The following is a 20,143-nucleotide window of genomic DNA, read 5'->3' as shown; positions in this document are numbered from 1 at the left end:
AGCAGGATAAAGGATTATGTTTAAGAAAATTTTAATTGCGAACCGTGGTGAAATTGCCTGTCGTGTCATCCGTACTGCCAAGGAACTCGGCATTCAAACTGTTGCGGTTTATTCTGAAGCTGATGCCGAGGCACAGCATGTTAAACAGGCAGATGAAGCCATCTGTATTGGTCGTGCCCCAGCCAGTGAAAGTTACCTGCAAATTGAACGGATTATAGAAGCAGCACTGCTAATCGGTGCAGAAGCCATCCATCCGGGTTATGGCTTTTTATCTGAAAATGATGATTTTGCACTGGCCTGCCAGCAAAATGGTATCGAATTTATTGGGCCGCCGGTGGAAGCAATCCGGGCAATGGGTCTAAAAGCTACCTCTAAAGCACTCATGGAAGAGGCCGGTGTGCCATTGACACCAGGTTATCATGGCAAAAATCAGGAGCCAGATTTTTTAAAACAGCAGGCCGATGCGATTGGCTACCCGGTGCTGATTAAAGCCAGTGCAGGTGGTGGCGGTAAAGGCATGCGTCTGGTGGAACGCAGTGAAGACTTCTTAAGTTCTCTGACCTCATGCAAGAGCGAAGCTCGATCAAGTTTTGGTAATGAAGATGTATTAATTGAACGTTATGTCACGCGCCCAAGACACATTGAGGTTCAGGTTTTTGGTGACAAGCATGGCAATTATGTTCATCTGTTTGAGCGTGACTGTTCAGTACAGCGCCGTCACCAGAAGGTTCTGGAGGAAGCCCCTGCTCCGCTGATGCCAGAAGAAAAACTTGAGGCCATGCGCCAGGCTGCAATTGACGCCGCGCGTGCTGTTAACTACGTAGGTGCCGGTACAGTCGAATTTATTGTCGAGCAGGATGGTACAGCTTATTTTATGGAAATGAATACTCGCCTGCAGGTCGAACATCCGGTAACTGAAATGATTACCGGACAGGATCTGGTCGAGTGGCAACTACGGGTTGCCTATGGTGAGCCTCTACCTAGAGCTCAGGCAGATCTTTCTATTCAAGGTCATGCCCTGGAAGCTCGGATTTATGCAGAAGATCCAGATAATGGCTTTTTACCCTCGATTGGTAAAATTCATTTCCTGCAATACCCACAGCAGAATGCGCATGTGCGGGTAGATAGCGGCATTATTCAGGGCGACAGCATCAGCAGTTTTTATGACCCGATGATTGCCAAGCTGATTGTCTGGGGCAAAACCCGTCAGGATGCACTGCGCCAGATGCAGCATGCCTTGCAAAACTTTTATATTCAGGGTGTGGGTAATAATGTAGCTTTCCTGCACCGTCTGGTGGGAACTGGATCATTTAGCCAGCCAAACTTAGATACTGGACTGATCGAGCGTGAAAATATCCAGCTGTTCAGTTCAAAGCCTGAGATTAAACCATCTCTACTGGCACAAGCTGCTGTCCTCCATCTGCTTCAGCAGACGTTAAAGCACTCCCTGCCGCATGATCCTTGGCAACAGCCTAACTTCTGGCGATTGAACCAGCAGGCTAAAACCCATGTTCAGTTACGCCATCAGCAGGAAATTTATGATATTGAACTGGCTATCTTAAAACAGGGCTATCTGGTCAAGGTCTATAATCAAGATTATAAAATTTCTGGCGAACTGACTGCATCTAATACAGCCCATCTCCAGATAGATAATCATCAACATAAGCTATGCTTTGTAAAGTGTGACTCAAGTCTGGTGCTCTTTGAACAGGCACAACCCTATGAGTTTGAAATTATTGATCCGTATGCCCATGTAGAAGGTGAGGCTGAAGAAGCAGGTAATCTTAAGGCACCTATGCCAGGCATTATTACTCAGGTACTGGTAGAGCAGTTTGCTCAGGTCAAAAAAGATGAACCGCTCATGACACTGGAAGCTATGAAAATTGAATATACCATCCGGGCACCACAGGACGGTATCATTAACAATCTGTTCTTCCAGTCGGGTGATCAGGTCGCTGCCGGTGATGAATTGCTAGATTTCTGTATTGAAGCGGAGGCCTCTGCATGAATGAAAGTATCAGGATTGTTGAAGTCGGTGCACGTGATGGCCTGCAAAATGAAAAAAGTGTGATCACTTTTCAGCAGCGTTACGAGTTTCTTACTCGCCTGATGGCAACGGGGATTAAAGCGATAGAAGTGGGCTCTTGTGTATCGGCAAAGTGGGTTCCACAAATGGCTAACAGTGATGAACTTTATGCACAGCTCCCGAAACAGGATGATATTTCACTGAGTCTGCTAACTCCTAATTTGAAAGGTTTTGAAGCCGCCCTTCAGGTGAAGTGTCAGGAAATTGCAGTTTTTACGGCAGCCTCAGAAAGCTTCACTCAGAAAAATATTAATTGTTCGATTCAGGAGAGCCTTGAACGTTTTCAAGATATTATACAACAGGCCAAACAGCATAATATTCGGGTGCGTGGTTATGTATCGTGTATGGTGGACTGCCCTTACGAGGGTGCAATTTCCCCTCAGAAAGTTGCAGAAGTTGCAAAGACTTTATATGACATGGGCTGTTATGAAGTATCGTTAGGTGAAACTATTGGAACCGCTACACCGTTAAGGGTTCGCGCAGTCTGGAAAGAATGCTTTGAACTCCTGCCAAAAGAAGCTCTAGCTGGGCACTTTCATGACACTTATGGCATGGCAATTACTAATATCTATGAGTCGATTCAGCAAGGAATCCGTAGCTTTGATTCTTCAATCTCAGGACTTGGTGGCTGTCCTTATGCCAAAGGTGCTTCAGGTAATGTTGCAACTGAAGATGTCTATTATCTGGTTAGCCAGATGGGTTTTGATACGGGTATACAGCTCGAAAAACTGATGGCAGCCGCAGACTATATTGCAGAGGTATTGCATCGGCCTAATCCGTCTAAATTTGCACAGGCCTATAAACAAAAACTTTGCACAGTATAAAGTCTATAAAAAATTAAGGATGAGGTCCTATGAATAATAAAGTTTATCCCTCAGCATCCGATGCGTTAAAAGATATTGTACAGGATGGTCAACAGATTGCTGTAGGCGGATTCGGCCTATGTGGTATTCCTGAGGCTCTGATTTCAGCTCTAAAAGAAACCGGAGTAAAAGACCTGACCTGTATTTCCAATAATGCAGGAGTAGATGACTTCGGCTTAGGAAAGCTTCTGACTACCCGTCAGATCAAGAAAATGATTTCATCCTATGTTGGAGAAAATAAAGAATTCGAGCGTCAATACCTGAGTGGTGAACTTGAAGTTGAACTTACCCCTCAAGGTACGCTGGCCGAAAAACTGCGGGCCGGCGGTGCTGGTATTCCCGCTTTTTTTACCCAGACCGGCGTAGGCACTCTCATTGCTGAAGGGAAGGAAGAGCGAGAGTTCAACGGCAAAACCTATATTCTGGAAGAATCACTGACAGCCGATATATCGCTGGTTAAAGCCTATAAAGCCGACAAAGCCGGGAATCTGGTCTTTCGCAAAACCGCGCAGAACTTTAATCCGGTCTGTGCCATGGCCGGAAAAATTACTGTGGCTGAAGTTGAACAGATTGTCGAGATTGGTGAGCTGGATCCGGATGCTATTCACCTGCCGGGAATCTATGTTAACCGTATTATACTCAATGCCACACCTGAAAAACGGATTGAACAGATGACACTGAAAACGGCGGAGGGATAAATATGGCTTGGTCACGTAATGAAATGGCACAGCGTGCCGCACAGGAGCTTGAAGACGGATTTTATGTCAACCTGGGTATTGGATTGCCGACCCTGGTCGCCAACTATATTCCAGAACAGGTCAATGTCTGGCTCCAGTCTGAAAACGGTTTACTGGGGATTGGGGAGTTTCCGACTGAAGAAACGGTGGATGCTGATCTGATCAATGCGGGTAAGCAGACCGTAACAGCCCGGCCCGGCGCTGCATTTTTCTCAAGTGCTGAATCCTTTGCCATGATTCGTGGTGGACACGTCAATATTGCGATTTTAGGGGCAATGGAAGTTTCCGAACAGGGAGATCTGGCCAACTGGATGATTCCGGGCAAGAAAGTTAAGGGCATGGGCGGAGCTATGGATCTGGTTGCAGGTGTACAAAAAGTCGTAGTGCTGATGGAGCACTGTGCGAAAGATGGAACACCAAAAATTGTAAAACAGTGTAGCCTGCCACTTACAGGTAAAGGTGTAGTCCACCGGATTATTACTGACCTTGGTGTGATGGATGTCACCGAACAGGGAATCGAGCTGATTGAACTGACTGAACAGGTAAGTTTTGAAGATATTCAGGCTGTAACCGGAGTCAGGCTCATCAATACAATTTCTACAGAACTGGCAGATTAAAATATTTGAATACAAATTTTAAAGTGGTTGTAAACAGCCACTTTAATAAGCTTTGGGAACTAAAAAATTTAATTCAATTAGGATATAAATTTAAAGTGAATAATTAACTATTAAGGACGTGTTAAACTTTGTAAAAAAAAATTAAGAGTGTATCTATAATATATTTTTTTTATATTACATATAAGCAAGGAATCCAAATAATAAGAATTATTCTCTTTTAAATCAATCTATAAAATTGCCTATAATTTCTACAAAATATAAAAATTATCTCTAGTCAGCTAATTTTATAAATAAATTAAATACTTATAAAAGTTTTTATTTAGCCTGCATTTATACTGACAATGTTTACATAAGTTCTCGAATTAGTTGCATTTTTCAATATACAGTTTGCCAAGCATATTGCAAACTGATCATGAGCTTATCAATGACCCTTTTATTTCACTCCAGAGATCTCAAGGTCATTGTTCTCCTCAGCTGGGATAAGAAAGTCAGATAATGGCTTTCTTAGTTCCCATTTAGGGCCCCTTCACTCTCGCTCCCAACCAGGGGCTCTTTTTTTACCTATTAGTTTTGACAGCAGCCGTATCATTAAGCGCAGTAAGATTTTTCTGGTCGTCTCTCTGCTGGTTGTTATGTTTAGTCTCAATAGCCAGTTCAATCATTTCCAGTTTTTCCAAGGTAGCCTCCCGACCAGCTTGCATGCTGGCTTCACGTCCACGCACATCAAAAATATGGGCTTTTTCACGTAAGTCAGGCTGGATTACTATATCAGCATACTTCAACTCTTCATTAGCTAGCCGGTTCTGCATGATATTAATATTCTGATTAAACAGACCCCAGACATTTGAAGTTTCGGTATGAGTGGGCTGTGCCAGAATATCAACTGCAATAATAATATCAGCGCCCAGATCACGTGCCACCTCAACCGGCACCGGACTGGTCAGTCCCCCATCAACATATTCTTTATCACCAATACGGGTAGGAATAAACATGCTCGGAATAGATGCCGATGCGCGTACTGCCTGTCCGGTATTTCCATAGTTAAATACAGTACGGGCACCCTCTTTGAGTTCAGTGGCTACTGCATAAAAAGGTATTTTCATTTTTTCCAGCGGCATGTTATCAACCTGCTGGTTAATATAGTCTTCAACTTTCTTACCATCAAAAAAGCCTTTCATATCCAGGGTAATATCGCGTACATCGGTGGCTTTCATATTAAGAGCAATACTCCGCAGCTCTTTTGCAGATTTTCCACTGGCATATATAGAACCTACAATACTGCCTGCACTGGTTCCCACAATAAAATCTGGACGGATTCCCTGCTGCTCCAGAACCTCAATTACCCCTATGTGCGCATAGCCCCGGGCACCGCCGCTACCCAAGACCAAAGCCACAACTGGCCGCTGCTCTACTGTTTTAATCTGAGCAAAAGGAACCTTTTCAAACTGTGCCCGTGCATCAGTGACCATCTGTGCAGCCTGTGGCTCAGATGTTTTAAAATGTTGGCAGCCGGTCAGGCCGACCAGACTCATCCAGAGTAAGCAGAATGTGAGCTGTTTCATGGGCACTTGAGAGATCTGAGTTATTTTTCTGAAAAAGGAATTGTAGAAGTACATTTCAGAAATTGCTGTATAAAATTTATTTAAATTGTCATGATTGGACTCTAAACTCAAGCCATTTGTGAGAAGAATATCGATCATGAATTTATCTGTTCAGTATCTCACTATTTTTCTTATTTTTTTAAAACTGGGTTGTACCTCATTTGGAGGACCAGCTGCACACCTGGTCTTTTTTCACCGCACCTTTGTTGAAAAATATCGCTGGCTGACCAGCGATGAATATACGCAACTGGTCGCATTAGCCCAGCTTCTTCCCGGCCCTACCAGCAGTCAGGTTGGACTCGGTATCGGTTACTTACAAAGGGGTTATGGGGGCGCTCTTCTGGCTTGGCTTGGTTTCACCTTACCCTCTATAATTTTAATGCTGGGCTGTGCACTACTGAGTGTTTCCCTGTCTTCCTGGCTTTCTTCATCAGTTTTTCATACAGTACAACTCGTCGTACTGGCCGTCGTAATTTTTGCTTTCTGGCAAATGTTAAAAAACTTCTGTAGTACGGTTTGGCAATTTATTTTGATGCTGGCTTCAGCCCTTATTATTTATTTTATACCGCTAGCCATGAGCCAGCTGCTGGTGATTATCTTGGGTGGCGTGGCAGGATTATACTGCGTTCATACAGCGAAACTTGCTGTACCAATAGTTGTAAAAGATCAGTCAGAAATACAAAAGACTGTCTCTACACCCTTTCGTGCCTATTATTGGCTGTTGATATTTGTTAGCCTGTTTATATTACTTTTTATCATACAATGGTGGGCACCTTCTTTTGCTGTACAAATATTTGAAAGTTTTTACCGTTCAGGCTCACTGGTATTTGGCGGAGGACATGTTGTGCTTCCTCTCTTATACCAGGAACTGGTAACGTCCAGACTAATTGAAGAATCAAATTTTGAACTAGGTTATGCCTTTGCACAGCTTGTACCTGGACCTTTATTTACTTTTGCTTCTTACTTGGGTGCATTCTTACCGGTTACTTCTTCTCCATTAATTAATGCAGCGATTACTACAGCCGCCATTTTCCTCCCTTCATTTTTACTGATTTTCGGAACACTGCCTTACTGGTCTATCTTATTAAGGCAGACAAAAATTCAGGCTGCAGTTTATGGAATCAATGCCGCAGTAGTCGGTTTACTGCTGGCGATGGTAGTGCAGCTCGGACAAAAAGGTATCCAGCACTGGAGTGATATAATTTTTGTTGGACTTGTTATTGCTTTACTAAACAGTAAAATTCCGGTTCTATTGAGTTTACCACTCTCATGTTTAGGCTATTTTTTATTTTCACTTTATTTCTGATCATAAAAAAGCTCCTCGCAAGGAGCTTTAAACAAGTTTTACCAAATATCTGAATCGACTTTCTTCTTGAGTTCCGGATACTTATCTATTTTAAATTCCGGCTCCTTAATGCCTTTTTTAAGCTGAGAGCTATAATCTTTCAATAACATTCGCAAGAAAGGCGTCAGGAGTAAAATAGCAAACAGGTTAATTGTTGCCATTAAGCCCATGGATAGATCCGCCATTGACCAGACCAGTGGTACGCTGGTAATCGCGCCAAAATATACCATTGCCAGTACCAGAAGACGAAATACAAACATGACTTTTGGCTGATTATTGATAAATTGAACGTTACTCTCAGCATAGGCGTAATTCCCGATAATAGAAGAGTAAGCAAACAAGAATAAAATCAGGGCCAGAAAATCATCACCCCAGCTACCGATCTGACTGACCAATGCCATCTGGGTGAGCGTAACGCCCTCAAAACCTGCTTCATGATACAGACCGGAAGCCAGAATGATAATCGCAGTACATGAACACACTACAAAGGTATCTACAAATACCCCAAGCATCTGTACTAGCCCCTGGTCTACCGGATGTTTTACATCTGAAGCAGCTGCAGCATTCGGTGCAGAACCCATGCCGGCTTCATTTGAAAACAGGCCACGTTTGATACCCTGCATCATGGCCATCGATACCATTGCACCAAAAAAACCACCCGCAGCAGCATCAAACTTAAAGGCTTCAGTAAAGATCAGTTTGAATATATCTGGAAGAATACTGAAATTTATTATGGCAATATAAAGTGCAACTGCCAGATAGAGCACAGCCATTAATGGCACCATACGCTCTGCCACGACCGCAATACGCTTGATTCCACCAAAAATAATTGCTGCGGTCATAATGACCAGTACTACGCCAACCCAAGAAACTTCAAAACCCAGTCCACCCAGATCAAGCATAACATTTGCACGGTCCCAGCCCCAGGCATGAGCAGTTGCATCTACAATCGAGTTAGCCTGTACTGCATTAAATACAAAGCCATAAGCTAAAATAAGAGAGAGTGCGAATACAACGCCTAACCATTTCTGCTTTAAACCTTGGGTAATGTAATAAGCTGGCCCGCCACGGAATTGCTGGTTCTGATGATCACGTACTTTAAATAGCTGTGCCAATGAGGACTCAACAAATGCTGAACTCATCCCCAGAAATGCAGTAAACCACATCCAGAATACGGCGCCCGGACCGCCAATTGCAATTGCAATTGCGACACCTGCAACGTTCCCTACCCCAACCCGACTCGCTAGACCCGTAACAAAAGCCTGAAACGGGGTAATACCATGCTGATCGTCACCTTCTTTACGGCTGCCCTTCATTACACGGATACTGTGTAAGAATAGGCGAATCTGAACTGCGCCGGTTAGAAGTGTATAAAACACTCCAACCACCACCAGAAAGACCACCAAAAAATCCCATAAAGGATCATTAAAGAAACTTACCCAAGCCATTAAACGGGTATTTAGTTGTTCATCCATACAATCTCTTGCTACTCAAATTTGTAAAATATCGCCGACTTCAACCTCAATAAAAAAGCCCCGTATGAGGGGGACTTTTTTATGAATGCCTGTTAAGCAAAGAATTTTAGAATCAGCTGAATCACGGTTGCGTTGATCAGGTCAACAAAGAAAGCACCACATAATGGTACGATCAAAAAGGCTTTATGTGATGGACCATACATATTGGTAATCGCCTGCATGTTTGCAACCGCTGTTGGGGTTGCGCCCATACCAAAGCCACAGTGGCCAGCAGCCAGTACTGCGGCATCATAATTCTTGCCCATTACCCGGAAAGTAATGAAAGCTGCATACAATGCCATAGTTAAAGTCTGTGCGCCTAAAATCACTACCAGTGGGCCTGCCAGATCAGCCAGTTGCCACAGTTTTAAAGACAGCAGTGCCATAGCCAGATAAAGTGACAGTGAAGAATTACCAAAGACATCAATTGCACGATCAAAGATATCAACCTTGAATATACTTTCTAGAACGTTACGCAGAACTACCCCACCGCCCAAGGCCCATACAAAGGTTGGCAGTTCAAACCAGGTACCTTTACTGTAACCTGTCATAAACTCAGCAAAGGCCAGACAGGCAGCGAACATGCCCAAGGTCGTAATCGCATTGTCAGCAGTAATCAGGCGTACCTGATGCGGATTTTCAAAAGGTGCAAGCTCGGGAAAATCGGGTGCAGGATGTGTATCCCGATCATTAATCTGACGCACGGTGCGTGGCTGAGACAGGTTGTATCGGTTAATTAAAAGTTTAGCCAATGGGCCGCCAATAATACCGCCAATAATCAGACCGAATGTTGCACTGGCCATCCCCAGAGCAAGTGCGCCTTGAATACCATGTTCAACTTCCAGGATTTCGCCCCAGGCACCCGCTGTACCATGCCCACCGGTCAGAGTAATTGAACCTGCTATCAGACCGATCAGCGGATCAACCCCCAGCAAACTGGCCAGACTCATACCGACTGCGTTTTGTACTACAATAAATGAAGCAACACAGATCAGGAATACCACCAAACCGATACCACCTTCTTTTAGCTTCATAAAGTTGGCACTTAGGCCAATGGAAGCAAAGAAAATCAGCATGAAGCTGGTCTGTAATTCACTGCTAAAAGTAATACTGTAACCCCAGAGGGAATGCACAAGTAACGAGACTACCGCAGCAACCAGACCACCGGCCACAGGTTCGGGAATGTTATAACGACTCAGAAAACCGATCTTGTTTACAAGGAAGCGGCCAAGAAGTAAAACAATTACTGCTGCAATAAGCGTGTAAAACGCATTAAAGGTAAATTCCATAAGAAGATCCATCAAATATGGCTAATGTCTTTCTTCATACTTTATTTTATATAAAATGCCGATTTTATAATCTATAGGCAACTTTACTTCAAATAAATTAAAGCATGCTGTAATCACAAGAATGTATCGCGTCTTTAAGTTAAGAATACATGAACTGTTCTATCTAAGAACGGAAAGTATCAAAACTCGACTGTATTACATCTTGCCTTATATTGAAGAAACATGGCCTTTGCATTTGGACCCCCATCCGGGATGCAAAACACAGCAACTTTAATGTATGGGTAAATACATGTTGAAACTGCTGAACAGGCTTAATACTGAGAGATAAACTCATTATAAGCTCCAAACTGTTGAATGAGTTCTTCTATAGAATACTACCTAGAAGTTGACTCGATGGAAGTTAAATTATCTTGGGTGTACAGATTAAAAAATTTTCTGATTATGCAGTTTTTTTTAAGGGATGTCTTGGGGGGATTGCAAATTTATCTACGACCTTAGTCTGACCTTTTTACTTCATTTTTATTTGAATTAGTCGAAAATATAAGAAAAATTCTTATTTGAATATAAAAAAACTGAGGCATGTGCCTCAGTTTTTAGTTTATTTACAATGATTTAGAAATCGTATTTAGCCATCATGCCAATGCGATTATCTTTACCTTTTACACCGGCAGCGGTTTCACGCTCACCATACACATATTCAGCACCAAAAGTGATTGGTTTAACCGGATTAAACATTACGTTTAACCAGCCTTGTTGTAGCTGATCATTTTGCGAGCCAGTTGCATCATCATAGAATATTGCGCCGTAGCCCAAGGTACTACGCCACTGCGGTGTGAACTTGTAGGTCGCGCCTAAAGACACAGCATTAAATTCATTCAGCTCAATACCATCGCCCTCAGGGGTATAACGGTTTTCTGTGTAAAGCAGGAACTTGTCATCACCCTTAACATGAGAATAATCAGCATTTAAGGTTAACTGGTCAGTTGGTTTAAAGTTGGCACCCACTGCCAGACCCCAGCCTAATTCTGTTTCATCGAAATAAGGCGCTGGTTGATTTGTTGTGCTATTTAAAGCTCTCGCGCGCACTTCCTGTAACAGCGCACGACCAGTTACTACGCCTGCACCATCAGCAAATTTATGGTTAATTTTAGCAGTAGCTGCTGGCAGACGGTTATCATCATTACCTTTTTCCAGACCCAGGAAGTAGCGGGTATTGGCATCTAGAGTATGGCTATAACGTACCATTGGAGTACGGTAGGTTCCGATACCAAGCGGTGCATTAAAGTCCAACATTTCTGGTGTGGTTTCAGAAGAAAGGAATGAAGAAGTAGTCTGACCAAACAGCCAGTCATTATAAGTCAGGTAGGCATGACGAATACGTACTGTGTCATTGTTGCTTCCACCACGGAAATCGACTTCAACTTTACCCCCAATATCTGCACCCTGGATTGGAGTTTTAAAATCCACTCCGATACGTGTAGTAGTCGCAGTTGCATCAAACCGATCTTCAGTGGCTTCCTTATCTGACGCATTGTCCAGAGTTACTGTATTAATGCGGTTAAAGATCCCTCTTCCACCTTCAAACTGATAAGCTGCATCACCACGGACAAAACCGTAAAGCTTAACTTCCGCCCCATTTGCTGTGCGGGCTGTTAAACCGGTTGCAGGCGTAGCAGGTGCCGGCGGGCTGGCATTATTACCAGACTGCTGAGATAAAGGTACAACTTGAGGTGTAGCTTGCAGTGCTGAAGAACTTGCTACAGTATTTTGTCCCTGATTGGAAGCTTGAGGTAAATGCTGGTGAATCAATGCTTTGAGTTCTTTAACCTCAGCACGAAGCTGTTGAAGCTCTTGTTGTTCTGTCATGGCATGTGCCGAGTTCATCATCAGTGCAGCAACTGCAACCGCGAGTCCCTGTGGCAGAAAAGCTTTTCGGCTAGATACTTTGCTCATCCTAATCTCCAGAAATATTATTATGTCCGCATCCGTGCAAGGTTGGCCAGGTCAGCCTGCAAGTTCAATTATGCTATTCCTTAAGTACTGCCAAACTCTTTTAAAAGTACTGCACTTAAATGCTTACAAAAATTAAAATAAAAACGCTAAAATTCCGTTGTTAGTAACATAATGTGTATTATTTAGGGCTAATGTAACAAGTTCTCTTTGTTATTAAAATCAGTTTTAACGTCTATTTTTAAATTTACGATCGTTTTTCGTGATATAAAACACAAATACCTTATTATTCTTAAGGTTATAAACCGGTATATAAAGCTATTATTTTATTTATAAGACTATTGTATATAGTAGAAGTAACTATAAATCAGCCTGAACCCGGTATTTTTATGAACCCTGAGCAAGTTCGCCATGTCGATGAAGCCATCACCTCCCGTCATTCAGTCCGCGCATTTTTATCCACTCCAGTAGACCTAAAACTGATTCGGGATATTCTTTCAGTAGCCAGCTATGCGCCTTCCGGTACCAACACTCAGCCTTGGAAAGTATATGTTGTTTATGGCCAAAAGCGTGATGCTCTAGTTGAAGCCGTATGTCAGGCTCAGATTGAAAGCAGTCAACATCCAGAACTGGCAGCACAATATAAAGAAACTTTTGCCTACTATCCCTCTACCTGGATTTCCCCTTTTATTGACCGGCGTCGTGAGAATGGCTGGGGACTATATGGTTTGCTAGGCATTCAAAAAGGAGAAAAAGAAAAAATGGCTGAGCAGCAGTTACGTAATTTCAAACTATTCGATGCACCAGTTGGTCTGTTTTTTACCGTTAACAAAATTATGGGAATCGGGTCGAAGATGGATATTTCCATGATGATCCAGAATGTGATGGTTGCCGCTAAAGCTCGCGGTTTAGATACTTGCCCGCAAGCTGTCTGGAATCATTTTCATCCTCTGGTTTTAGAAATTCTGGGCGCTGCGGAAGATGAAGAACTGGTTTGCGCAGTTGCGCTAGGCTACGCCGACCCAGAAGCACTGGTTAATACGTTTATTACTCCACGCGAACCGGTAAAAAATTTTGCAGTTTTTCTGGATTAAACCACAAGAGATCTTTTATATATAGATGCCTTTAACTTTAATCCTTAAAGAGCTAGAGAGTTTCTGCTTTTAAATATACTGGCCACACCAATTACGATAAAGAACAGCATTACCAGTGCCATATTTAGCAGGGGGCTCCAGAACAGAAAATTCAGGATTAATCCGCCAAGCAGGCCACAGGCAAATTGCATACTCCCCATGATTGCGCTGGCTGTACCGGCGCGACTGCCCTGCTCGGCCATCGCCAAGGCCATTGCATTTGGTCCGGTAAAACCAATACCCGAGACAGCCAGAAACAGACCTGACATCACAATAGCAAGTGCAGTATCGTCATACAGTCCTGCACCAAGCAGAATAAAAACACCCATTAACTGGAGAATTCCACCAAGCTTTAAACGCTGTATGATCGACATATTTCGGGCCAAGCGTTTATTAATGGATGAAAATAGGGTAATCCCTACGGCATTAAATCCGAAAGCATAGGCAAAATGCTGCTGACTTAGATGATATTGATCAATCAGGACGGATGCAGCTGAACTGATATAGCAAAACAGTACTGCGCCAGTAAAACAGCCAATCACCATCGGACCACGAAAACTTTTATCCTGAAAAATTGTTTTATATAAACTGAGCACCTGTCTCGCACTTAACTTTAAACGACGTTCAGGTTGCAGGGTTTCCTTAAAAAACAAGGCGACACAAATACAGCAAATTATCCCAATCAGAGCTAAGGCAACGAAAATAGCATGCCATTCAAAATAGATGAGGAGCCAGGCGCCTAAGGCCGGTGCCATGACAGGTGCGATTCCCATCACAATCATCATACTGGCAAAAGCCTGTGCAGAAGCTTGAACATCCAGCCGGTCACGGATTGCAGCACGGGCAATCACAACACCCACACATCCGCCTAGGGCCTGTAATATTCGGCTGAAAATCAGGCTCCATTCACTGGTAGCGAATGCACATAGCAGACTGGCCACGACGTACAGAAGCAAACCAAAATAGAGAGGTTTTTTCCGTCCAATACGGTCACTGACCGGACCATAAATCAACTGCCCGACAGCAAGTCCCAAGAAATAGGCTGGCAAGGTATTGGCCACCATTTGTGTACTGACGCCAAATTCCTCTGCCATGCCGGGTAAAGCCGGCAGATACATGTCGATCGAAAGCGGGCCTAAAGCAGTCAGCGAGGCCAGCAGCATCAGCCACGGCAAGCTGTAGTGCGAACGGCTATTATCCTTGGATAGGTCCATAGATGATTGATGAATTTATAAGATTAAAGACAAGCTTACACGCTCCATAGTATGATTTGTCATAGTGATTCGTGAAGTTTCACATTATGCAGTGCCTTTGAATAATTTTTATACAACCTGTTCTTAAAAAGGTGTCGATTGAAAGCTTGGCTTACCCGTGTTCAGCAGGCCACGTACAATACGTCCTTCATGTATAACGTGCGCATGATTATTGCCTTTACTGCAACCGCATTTGTGCCTTATCTGCTGGGTCAGCAACTGGCGACCATTCCTTTAACTTTAGGTGTAGTCGCGGCTGCACTAAGTGATATTGATGACCGTTTTTCAGTCAGGATTATGAATCTGGTCTATACCTATATCGGGTTCTTTATCACGGCTGCTTCCATCCAGTTTCTGTTTCCCTATCCAGTCCTGTTTGCAATCGGGCTGATCATTTCCTGTATTGGCTGGATATTGCTCGGTTCTCTGGGCCGGCGTTATGCCACTATTTCATATGGCTGTCTGGTTATTTCAGTTTACTCAATGCTGGGAGTACACCTGTTTGATCACTGGTATAACCAGCCTTTGCTCTTGGTCGCAGGCGCAGTCTGGTATGGAGTGATTTCCACCATCAGTTTCCTGCTGTTTCCAGTACGTCAGGTACAGGATAAACTTTCCCAATGCTATTCGGCATTGGGTGATTTCCTGTTTGCCAAATCTGCCCTGTTTGATGTTGATATGACATCCGACAGCTATCAGCAAAGTATGATTGACCTGTCACTTGAAAACGGCAAGCTTGTGGGTATTTTCAATGAAATGAAAACTGCCCTGCTCACCCGATTAAAAGGTGACCGGGGTCAACGTGATACCCGTCGCAGTCTGCACTATTATTTTGCGGCCCAAGATATTCATGAGCGGGTTGACTCAGCTCATATTGACTATCAGAAACTTGCGAAAATCTTTGAACATAGTGACATCTTGTTTCGTTTTCAGCGCATTCTCACTATTCAGGGCAAGGCCTGTAAAGACTTGGGTGAAAGTATTTTAAAGCGGACGACGTACCAGCATAACCGCCGCTTCAAGCATGCATTTGAAAACCTGCGTATTTCATTAGAGAAGCTGCGGGACGAACAGTATTATGATCAGGTTTGGGTAAATGCACTGTTTGCCTTGTATCGCAACCTAAAATCGATTGATGCCCAGCTGCGTAATGTTGAAACTGAACGTTATGTAGTTGAAAGAAGCAGATACCTTGAAAACCAGCTTAAAGATGATGATTTAAAAGGCTGGGATGATATTGTAATTCGTATCAAGCAGCATCTGACACCAGAATCTGTCCTGTTTCGCCATGCTGTGCGTTTATCAATTGTACTGTTTATAGGGTATGTGTTCGTACAACTCACCAATATTCAATATGGTTACTGGATTTTGCTCACCGCCCTATTTGTAAGCCAGCCCAACTTTAATGCTACCAAGCGCCGCTTACGTTTGCGTATTGTAGGTACACTGGTCGGTATTATTATTGGATATGCCATTTTATATTTTGTACCTTCAATAGAAGGCCAGCTTTGTTTACTGGTATTAAGCGGCGTTCTGTTTTTTGAGCTGCGCAGTAAACAATATGCCCAAGCTACTGCATTCATTACCATCTTAGCCCTTATCAACTTCAACTTGGACGGAATGGGATTTACCGCCGCCTTACCGCGTATGATAGATACCCTAATCGGCTGCGCGCTGGCATGGTTCGGTGTCAGCTTTATCTGGCCTGACTGGAAATTTCGCCGATTGCCACGCAGTATTCAGCGAGCACTCAGTGCACAGTGCGACTATTTAAATGAAGTCGTTCAGCAATATCATGAGGGCCGTAACAATGGTTTAACCTATCGGATTGTTCGCCGTAGCGCGCACAATACCGATGCTGAAATGGCATCTCTCATTTCTACCTTGGCAACTGAACCCGATTTTGATCCGTTACAGAAAAGTCGGGCATTCGAATTTTTATGTCTGAGCCATACCTTTTTAAGTTACATCGCAGCATTAGGTGCTCATCGGGAACAGGTAAAAGACCAAGAGATTCTTAAACTGCTAGATCAGGCTTTAGATGACATACGCGGCGCTCTGTTACGTGATGAGACACCAGACCTGAGTGCCCAGAATATACTCATTGCAACTCGCGAACGTCTCAGACAAAATCATGAAGAAGATCAAAAGTCTCTGATTATTCTGCAACAACTTTCACTAATGCTCAGTATTTTGCAACAGCTCAGTACGCTCAAGCAAAGCCTTAGCAATGAGCAGGATAATGCTGCGACCGAATTGGCTTCCTTGTAATTCAGTCTTAAATTGGCACAATATACTCCCTGAACGGGCAGAATTAATGCTAAACTTTGAAGAGTTTACCATTCATTATTTGCACTATGAACGCGAAAAATACTTATAGCTATACTTTACAGCCGGTCAATTACGAAGTTTCAGAAGCCGAACAGCGTCAGGTTCAGTTGCTGATCTGGCGTAGTACCAACAAGATCGGTATGAAAGCCTGGGCCATTATGGGCGTAATTGCCGTTCTGGCTATTTTGGGGATTATCTTTCTTAAAAACTACTCAACCATTTTCTGCTGGGTAGCTCTGGTTGGTGTAGCGCTTTACCTGCTGGTACGCAAATATGGTCTGGAGTGGTATGTTAAGCGCAAAATGACTGAATTTCCGGTTCAGGAAATCAAGGGAATTCGTTTGGGCGTTCAGCCACATGGCATTGTTATGCGCCAGAAAATGGGTATGCAGGAAGGTGTAGGAACCATCGGCTGGAAAGATGTTTATGAATGGTATGATGCGCCGGACTTTATTCTGATGAATTTTAAAGTAAAAGATCAGCCAGGTGCATATATCCTGCCAAAGCGTATGGACAGCAAGAATTTCTCTTTTGCCGTTATTCGCAAGCATCTCAAAGAAGCGGTGGGTGAACCTAAAACCATCTGAGTATTTTAAAATTCAGAGTTAAAAAACCTCCTGCTTATGGAGGTTTTTTATAAATTACTTAAAATAAATGATAATGAGAATGTCTATTAATCGCAAAATCCATTTTATCTACTTAATTTTTGTTTATAATCGGTGCCATTCTTGGCACATGATAATTCCACTACGCACATGTTTAAAAAAACATTTTTCCAAGTTCACTGGTTTCTGGGGATTACTGCGGGGCTGATTCTCTCGATTATGGGAGTAACGGGAGCAATTTACTCCTATGAACAGCAAATCTTAAAATGGATTAATCAGGACAGTTATGTAGTTCAGGCCGAACAACGTGACAAGCTGACACCTGCCGAGCTGTATCAACATTTCCATCAGCAGTCGCCTGAACTTAAAATTAACAGTATTACAGTCGACACTGATCCAGCTGCTTCTTCTACAGTCAATATCGAGAAAAAAGGAGAGCGCCGCGGTTATAACATGATGGTAAACCCCTATACCGCAGAAGTTCTACCTGAAATTCAAGGACGCAAGTTTTTCCAGTTTATTCAGCAGCTGCACCGTAATCTAACAGTAGGCCCGGTCGGCAAACAGATTACCGGTGCCTGTACATTAATGCTGATTTTCTTTGTGCTAAGCGGACTCTATTTGCGCTGGCCCAAAAAACATTCATGGCGTCAGTGGTTTTTCATTAAACCCCGCTTAAAGGGACGCAACTTTATCTGGGATTTGCATGCCGTAGTTGGGACTTGGGTAGTGATCTTCTATCTGATTTTGGCCTGTACCGGCTTATTCTGGTCATATGAGTGGTGGCGTAATGGTATGTTTAAGGTACTGGGTGTAGAACGTGAACAGCCTGCTTTACAGGGAGGTAACCAGCCACGAGGGCAAGAAAAAGAATTGCAAGCGTCTACCGGTAGAAGCGGTGGACAGCAGACAGGTGACTGTGAAGCTGATCGTAAGCGTGGTCAGGGCCTTCCTCCCGAACAGGTTCAATTGGCACTGACTCAAGCCTGGACAGGCTTTAATGCACAAATTGAACGTGAATATTCAAGTCTGACCCTGACATTACCTAAAAAACCGGATGGTAAAATTGAGCTGTCCTTTACAGATGCTGTGCCTCAACATGAGCGCGCCCGCAATAAAGCAGTCTTCGATTATCGGACGTCTCAACTTGAAAATCTTGAGCTTTATGAAGATAAAAAGCTGAATGAAAAAATCATGAGCAGCATGTTACCCGTGCACCGGGGCAGTTTCTTTGGATCGGTTTATCAGTTTTTGGTTATGCTGGCAGCACTGGCCATGCCACTCTTCTTTGTTACAGGCTGGATGCTGTATTTAAAACGCCGCAAGCAGAAAAAACTGACACAGGCTGCACGTAACAGCAGTACTGCTCATTCTATTGATCCGAATGCAAAATCCTGGCTCATTACCTATGCTACTCAAACCGGTATGTCTGAACAGCTGGCGTGGCGTACTGCAACCAGCTTACAAGAAGCCCGACAACCGGTTACTGTCAAACCGATACAGCAGCTGCATGAGGCTGACCTTAAACAGGCAGAGCATGTATTATTTGTAGTGAGTACCTACGGTACTGGTGAAGCTCCAGATCTGGCCACTGGTTTTGTTAAAAAGCTAATGAAGAGTGATCTGGATTTAAGCCACTTGAACTATGCTGTTCTGGCCTTGGGTTCACAGGAATATCCTGACAGTTATTGCAGCTTTGGGCATGAGGTGAATCACTGGTTAAAACGCTCTGGTGCTCATCCCCTATTTGATGTCATTGAAATTAATAATGGCAGTAATGAAGATATTCAGCGTTGGAATCAGGCCCTGGCTCGGGCTACCCGGCTTGATTTAAGCAACATGAATATTGAAAAAGTATTTGACCAGTGGATACTGGATAAGCGCGAGCTGCTTAATCCGGGCAGCTTGGGTCGTCCGGCCTATAATGTCGAGCTGAAAGCCAAGCATGATGTAATCTGGCAGGCGGGCGATATTGCCGAGATACAGCCGGGCAATAGCCAAGCACGTATTCAAGACTTTCTGAACCAGCATCAGCTGGATGGCAATACGCAAGTAAATTCAATAAATATGAGCCTTGCAGAGGCTTTATGGGATCGTGACCTGACCGGAACGGTTGAAGTCTTTAATAGCGTTGATCAGTTACTGGAACAGTTACCTGCCCTGCCTTCACGCGAGTATTCGATTGCCAGTATACCTTCACAGCAGGTTTTGCGTCTGGTGGTACGTCAGTGTGAAGGAGCAGATGGTCTTGGTTTGGGGTCAGGCTGGCTGACCAAGCATGTACCCTTACACTCACCGGTGGCACTACGCATTCGTACCAATGAATCTTTCCATCTGATCGATGATAATCGTCCAATTATCTGTATTGGTAATGGAACAGGTATCGCAGGACTGATGAGCCTGCTGCACAGCCGTGTACGCCAAGACTATACGCAAAACTGGCTGATTTTTGGTGAGCGCCAACGCAACTGTGACTACTTCTATCAGTCTACCCTAGAAGCCTGGCAAACTACAGGTATGTTGCAACGTCTGGATCTGGCCTTTTCACGTGATCAGGAGCAGCGTATGTATGTACACCATATTTTACGTGAACATAGCGAAGAGCTAAAAAGCTGGATTGAACGTGGCGCAGTAATTTATGTCTGCGGCAGTATTAACGGAATGGCAAGCGATGTAGATCAGGCCCTGATCGATATTTTGGGTGAGTGCTGTGTGGATGATCTTCGCCAAAATGGCCGCTATCGCCGTGATGTTTATTAAACTTTAGACTAGATGTAAAAAACCGGGCATATAGCCCGGTTTTTATTTACAGTTTTTGA

Annotated in this window: 14 protein-coding genes; 9 read left to right on the top strand and 5 right to left on the bottom strand. The window is 43.6% G+C overall.

The window, feature by feature from the left end; translation table 11 throughout:
* Positions 1-16 precede the first annotated feature (16 nt).
* The 4 genes from ACRAD_RS03070 to ACRAD_RS03055 are packed head-to-tail and all read left to right on the top strand — an operon-like array spanning position 17 to position 4,303.
* Complete coding sequence (locus tag ACRAD_RS03070) at positions 17-2,008, top strand: acetyl/propionyl/methylcrotonyl-CoA carboxylase subunit alpha (protein ID WP_005024860.1); 1,992 nt, start codon at positions 17-19, stop codon at positions 2,006-2,008.
* The gene (locus ACRAD_RS03065) at positions 2,005-2,910 is read left to right on the top strand and encodes a hydroxymethylglutaryl-CoA lyase (protein ID WP_005024857.1); all 906 of its coding nucleotides are present in this window, start codon (positions 2,005-2,007) and stop codon (positions 2,908-2,910) included. The genes ACRAD_RS03070 and ACRAD_RS03065 overlap by 4 nt, the downstream gene beginning before the upstream one ends.
* A 29-nt stretch (positions 2,911-2,939) precedes the next feature.
* A complete protein-coding gene (locus tag ACRAD_RS03060; RefSeq protein ID WP_005024856.1) occupies positions 2,940-3,647 on the top strand; it encodes a CoA transferase subunit A in 708 nt (235 codons plus the stop codon).
* A 2-nt stretch (positions 3,648-3,649) separates the two neighbouring features.
* Positions 3,650-4,303, top strand: coding sequence for a CoA transferase subunit B (locus ACRAD_RS03055; protein WP_010700113.1), 654 nt, complete (start codon positions 3,650-3,652; stop codon positions 4,301-4,303).
* A 557-nt stretch (positions 4,304-4,860) separates the two neighbouring features.
* Here ACRAD_RS03055 and ACRAD_RS03050 read toward each other — a convergent pair.
* Positions 4,861-5,865, bottom strand: coding sequence for a patatin-like phospholipase family protein (locus ACRAD_RS03050; RefSeq protein WP_005016034.1), 1,005 nt, complete (start codon positions 5,863-5,865; stop codon positions 4,861-4,863).
* Positions 5,866-6,001: 136 nt separating this feature from the next.
* Here ACRAD_RS03050 and chrA point away from each other — a divergent pair, with 136 nt between their 5' ends.
* Entirely contained in the window at positions 6,002-7,210 is a 1,209-nt protein-coding gene (chrA, locus tag ACRAD_RS03045) for a chromate efflux transporter (RefSeq protein ID WP_005024853.1), read from the top strand.
* Between the two features lie 38 nt (positions 7,211-7,248).
* Here chrA and ACRAD_RS03040 read toward each other — a convergent pair whose 3' ends face one another.
* The 3 genes from ACRAD_RS03040 to ACRAD_RS03030 form a co-directional block, all read right to left on the bottom strand.
* Positions 7,249-8,724 (bottom strand): alanine/glycine:cation symporter family protein, encoded by a 1,476-nt coding sequence (locus ACRAD_RS03040; RefSeq protein ID WP_005024851.1) that lies wholly within the window; start codon positions 8,722-8,724, stop codon positions 7,249-7,251.
* A 92-nt stretch (positions 8,725-8,816) separates the two neighbouring features.
* Complete coding sequence (gene gltS, locus ACRAD_RS03035; RefSeq protein ID WP_005016037.1) at positions 8,817-10,052, bottom strand: sodium/glutamate symporter; 1,236 nt, start codon at positions 10,050-10,052, stop codon at positions 8,817-8,819.
* A 612-nt stretch (positions 10,053-10,664) separates the two neighbouring features.
* Positions 10,665-12,005: a DcaP family trimeric outer membrane transporter gene (locus ACRAD_RS03030; RefSeq protein WP_005024850.1), complete on the bottom strand. Its 1,341-nt coding sequence runs from the start codon at positions 12,003-12,005 to the stop codon at positions 10,665-10,667.
* Positions 12,006-12,391: 386 nt separating this feature from the next.
* Between ACRAD_RS03030 and ACRAD_RS03025 the strand changes: the two genes are divergently transcribed.
* The gene (locus ACRAD_RS03025; RefSeq protein ID WP_005024848.1) at positions 12,392-13,096 is read left to right on the top strand and encodes a nitroreductase; all 705 of its coding nucleotides are present in this window, start codon (positions 12,392-12,394) and stop codon (positions 13,094-13,096) included.
* 44 nt (positions 13,097-13,140) lie between these two features.
* Here the strand turns inward: ACRAD_RS03025 and ACRAD_RS03020 are convergent, their stop codons facing one another.
* Positions 13,141-14,349: a multidrug effflux MFS transporter gene (locus ACRAD_RS03020; RefSeq protein ID WP_005024846.1), complete on the bottom strand. Its 1,209-nt coding sequence runs from the start codon at positions 14,347-14,349 to the stop codon at positions 13,141-13,143.
* Between the two features lie 138 nt (positions 14,350-14,487).
* On the opposite strand from ACRAD_RS03020, the gene yccS reads away from it, so the two are divergent.
* From yccS to ACRAD_RS03005, 3 genes are all read left to right on the top strand, one after another.
* The gene (gene yccS, locus ACRAD_RS03015; protein WP_005016050.1) at positions 14,488-16,659 is read left to right on the top strand and encodes a YccS family putative transporter; all 2,172 of its coding nucleotides are present in this window, start codon (positions 14,488-14,490) and stop codon (positions 16,657-16,659) included.
* An 86-nt stretch (positions 16,660-16,745) separates the two neighbouring features.
* Positions 16,746-17,306 (top strand): hypothetical protein, encoded by a 561-nt coding sequence (locus ACRAD_RS03010; protein ID WP_005016053.1) that lies wholly within the window; start codon positions 16,746-16,748, stop codon positions 17,304-17,306.
* 168 nt (positions 17,307-17,474) lie between these two features.
* A complete protein-coding gene (locus ACRAD_RS03005; RefSeq protein ID WP_005024841.1) occupies positions 17,475-20,084 on the top strand; it encodes a PepSY domain-containing protein in 2,610 nt (869 codons plus the stop codon).
* The last annotated feature ends 59 nt before the right edge of the window (positions 20,085-20,143 follow it).

The sequence above is a fragment of the Acinetobacter radioresistens DSM 6976 = NBRC 102413 = CIP 103788 genome (assembly GCF_006757745.1).
GTDB classification, from domain to species: domain Bacteria; phylum Pseudomonadota; class Gammaproteobacteria; order Pseudomonadales; family Moraxellaceae; genus Acinetobacter; species Acinetobacter radioresistens.
The sequence above is the reverse complement of the archived record's forward strand: the minus strand, read 5'-3'. Positions and strand labels throughout refer to the sequence as shown.